3 protein-coding genes are annotated in these 3685 nt (G+C 55.9%); 2 read left to right on the forward strand and 1 reads right to left on the reverse strand.

Going from position 1 to position 3685, the window contains the following annotated elements; all coding sequences use genetic code 11:
* The coding region (allD, locus tag ACZAHD_RS22365) for an ureidoglycolate dehydrogenase (protein WP_462458685.1) at nt 1-1035 on the reverse strand (1035 nt) is incomplete at its 3' end.
* Nucleotides 1036-1350: 315 nt separating this feature from the next.
* On the opposite strand from allD, the gene ACZAHD_RS22370 reads away from it, so the two are divergent.
* Both ACZAHD_RS22370 and ACZAHD_RS22375 read left to right on the forward strand, forming a co-directional pair.
* A complete protein-coding gene (locus ACZAHD_RS22370; protein ID WP_462458686.1) occupies nt 1351-3018 on the forward strand; it encodes an acyl-CoA synthetase FdrA in 1668 nt (555 codons plus the stop codon).
* A gap of 9 nt (nt 3019-3027) precedes the next feature.
* On the forward strand, nt 3028-3685 hold a 658-nt coding region (locus tag ACZAHD_RS22375; protein ID WP_462458687.1), incomplete at its 3' end, for a YlbE family protein.

The raw sequence follows: 3685 nt of genomic DNA on the forward strand, positions 1-3685 counted from the left end.
GGAATGGGTTTCGTAAGTGCGGTGATATAAAGCGTCTGAAACCAGATATTCATAGATCTCATCCACGATCTCGATACCGTCGACGGCGCTGTTTTTCTCATTGATATCCAGGTTCTGTCCCGGGTAATAAACCTGGTTAAATCCGGGCGCTGGGATAATGGCGTTTAATTCACGCATGGTGTCGCTGATATGTTTGCGGAATAACGCGCTGGAGGAGAAAAATGCCGGGTTAATAACGATATGCAACTGACCCAGCTCGCGTCCCTGGCTCAGGTTGTTGTACATCGAGCTGACCTGGCGGCCAAAAGGCAGGTTGAGCAAGATGCCGGAGAGTACGTCGATCATCATCATCAGGCCGTAGCCTTTCGGACCGGCTGCCGGCAGCAGGGCGTGGACGGCAAAAGGATCGCTGGTCGGCGCGCCATTTTTGTCCACCGCCCAGCTATCGGGAATGGTTTCATGGTGTGAGCGGGCGTCGAGAATTTTTCCCCAGGCCTGCACGGTGGTGGCCATATCGAAGGTGATGATGTCGTCGCCCTCACCGGGCGCGGCGAAGGCCAGCGGGTTGGTGCCGTAGTAGATTTCCGCCCCGCCAAAAGGCACGACCATCGGGTCCGACTGACATAGCGAAAGCCCGATAAACCCCGCTCGGGCGGCCTGCTGCGTAAAGTAAGAGATGGCGCCGCTGTGGCCCATGCGCCGGATGCCGACCACGGCCACGCCGTTTTGTTGGGCTAATTCTATCGCGTGCTCCATGCCCATTTTGGCGGCGACCTGACCGGCGGCATTATCAGCATGCAAAATGCCGCTGCAAGGGCCGGTTTTTTCAAAGGTAAACGTGGGTTGACGGTTAGTTCCGCCTTTTGAAATACGTTCCGCATAATATTCAACGCGTACCGCGCCGTGCGAATGAATTCCCCTGGCATCGGCATAAACCAGCACATCGGCAATAATATCCGCGTGATGACGAGTAAGCCCTGCTGTGTTCAGCTTATTAGCAATAAGCTGATGAAGTGTTTCCCGACTGACTTTCATCTGTCTTCCTTTTAACGACGGTGTGGAGCCTGAATGACCAATAAAATACGGGGAAAATAAACTTAAATTGTGATCTGTATTGGTAAATGTTTAGTGTTAGGTTTTATTTAATAATCATCTTGGATTTATCAGAAATAACCTCATCAATCTATTCATTAAAAATTTCACGCTAATGTCTTAGGTTTTATTTGAAAGCATTATGTAATAATTTTGATGTGATTTTGGTCACGCCGTCGACAATATTATCTGGTTAGCCTGATTGCAGATTAATCATGCTCATTCAATTGCAATGGGTGCAATTATTGGGGAGTTATTATGATCCATGCCTTTATTAAAAAGGGCTGTTTTCAGGATTCAGTCAGCTTAATGATTATTTCGCGTAAGCTGAGTGAATCAGAAAATGTTAACGATGTTTCGGTGATGATGGGAACACCGGCAAATAAAGCGCTGCTGCAAACCACCGGTTTCTGGCATGACGATTTTGCTACGGCGACGCCGAATGATATTTGCGTGGCGATCCGCACCGATTGTGCGGATGCGTCGGTGACGGAAATGATTATCGCCCGTCTTGATGAGGCCCTCACCGCCCTGGCGCAAGGGAGCGGGCAAAGTCAGAGCCTGAGCGTGGTTCGCCGCTGGCAAAGCGCAACGCAAAAGCTGCCGCAGGCCAACATGACCTTAATTTCGGTTGCCGGAGAGTACGCCGCGGATCTCGCTCATCAGGCGCTCAGCAGCGAAAAAAACGTGATGATCTTCTCCGACAACGTCACCCTGGAAGATGAAATCGCGCTGAAAACTCGCGCCCGCGACCAAGGGCTGCTGGTGATGGGGCCGGACTGCGGTACCGCCTCGATCGCCGGCACGCCGCTGGCTTTCGCTAACGTCACGCCGAACGGCAATATCGGCGTGATTGGCGCGTCCGGTACCGGCATTCAGGAACTGGTCTCGCAGATTGTTCTCGGCGGTGAAGGAATCAGCCATGCGATTGGTCTTGGCGGCCGTGACCTGAGCGCTGAAGTGGGCGGCCTCAGCGCGCAAACGGCGCTGGACATGCTGACCCAGGACGAGCAGAGCCAGGTGCTGGCTTTTGTCTCTAAGCCCCCCGCCGAGGCGGTGCGTCTGAAGGTGACTGGTGCCATGAAGCGCAGCGGCAAACCGGTAGTCGCACTGTTCCTCGGCTATGTGCCAGAAAATATGCGCGATGAAAACGTCTGGTTTGCCCGCACGCTTGATGAGGCCGGGCGACTGGTCTGCCTGCTGGCGCGGGTTGTGCGTCACCAGCAATCCCTGACTGCGGCTGCGGGTATGCAGATTTGCGGTTTATATACCGGGGGCACGCTGGCTGCGGAATCCGCCGGGCTGCTGGCTGAGCGGCTGAGCATCACCCCCGATGCGCATCATCCGCAGGGCATGATGCTCAACGCGCAGGGCCACCGGGTCGTCGATCTCGGCGATGATTTTTACACCGTCGGCCGCCCGCATCCCATGATCGACCCCTCCCTGCGCAACCAGTTGATTGCCGAACTTGGCGAGGAAACTCAGGTTGGTGTGCTGCTGCTGGACGTGGTGATTGGCTACGGCGCCACCGCCGATCCGGCTGGCTCGCTGGTCGAAGCATGCCAGCGGGCCTGGGCGATCAGGAGCGACGATCATCCGTTGAACGTTATCGCGACGGTGACCGGTACCGAAAGCGACCCGCAGTGCCGTTCCCGTCAGATTGCCGAGCTTGAAGATGCGGGGATCGTGGTGGTCGATAGTCTCCCGGAAGCCACTCTGCTTGCCGCCGCACTGATTAATCCGCAGCGCAAAGCAGAACCGGGCTCGCGCGCCAGCCTGCTGGACGGCGTGGCGGTGATTAACGCCGGTCTCCGCAGCTTTGCGCTCGATTTACAGTCCGCCGGAACGCCGGTTGTTCACTACCAGTGGGCGCCGATCGCCGGGGGAAATAAGAAACTGGCTCGTTTATTAGAACGTTTGCAATAAGAGGTCTCTATGTTTACATCAGTGGCGCAGGCCAATGACGCCGTAATAGAACGAATTCGTAATGCACGTCCGCACTGGCTGGATGTGCAATTGGCGGGGTCTCTCATCGGGGCGCTGAATCAGAAAAAAACGCTGCTCCATGCCGGACCGCCGATGCGCTGGCAGGAGATGACCGGCCCGATGAAAGGCGCCTGCATTGGCGCATGCTTATTTGAAGGCTGGGCGCAGGATGAAAAAACGGCCCACGCGATGCTGGAAAGCGGCGAAATTACCTTTATTCCTTGCCATCACGTTAGCGCCGTGGGGCCGATGGGCGGCATTACTTCGCCGAATATGCCAATGCTGGTGGTGGAGAACATCGCCGAAGGCAATCGTGCGTATTGCAATCTGAACGAAGGGATTGGCAAGGTGATGCGTTTTGGCGCCTACGGTGAAGACGTGCAGCAGCGCCTGCGCTGGATGCGCGATGTGCTGATGCCGGTTCTCAGTGCGGCGCTGAAACAGATGACGCGCGGCATTGACCTGACCGCGATGATGGCCCAGGGCATCACCATGGGTGATGAGTTCCACCAGCGCAATATCGCCACCTCGGCGCTGCTGATGCGCACGCTGGCGCCGCATCTGGCGCGCCTCAACCACGATAAACAGCAGGTTGCCGAAGTGATGG

The sequence above is a fragment of the Raoultella sp. genome, from assembly GCF_039594335.1.
Lineage (GTDB): Bacteria > Pseudomonadota > Gammaproteobacteria > Enterobacterales > Enterobacteriaceae > Klebsiella.

Bases quoted from the DNA above. Each gene is read 5' to 3' on its own strand.
- ACZAHD_RS22370 (WP_462458686.1), top strand. From the start codon at position 1,351: ATGATCCATGCCTTTATTAAAAAGGGCTGTTTTCAGGATTCAGTCAGC.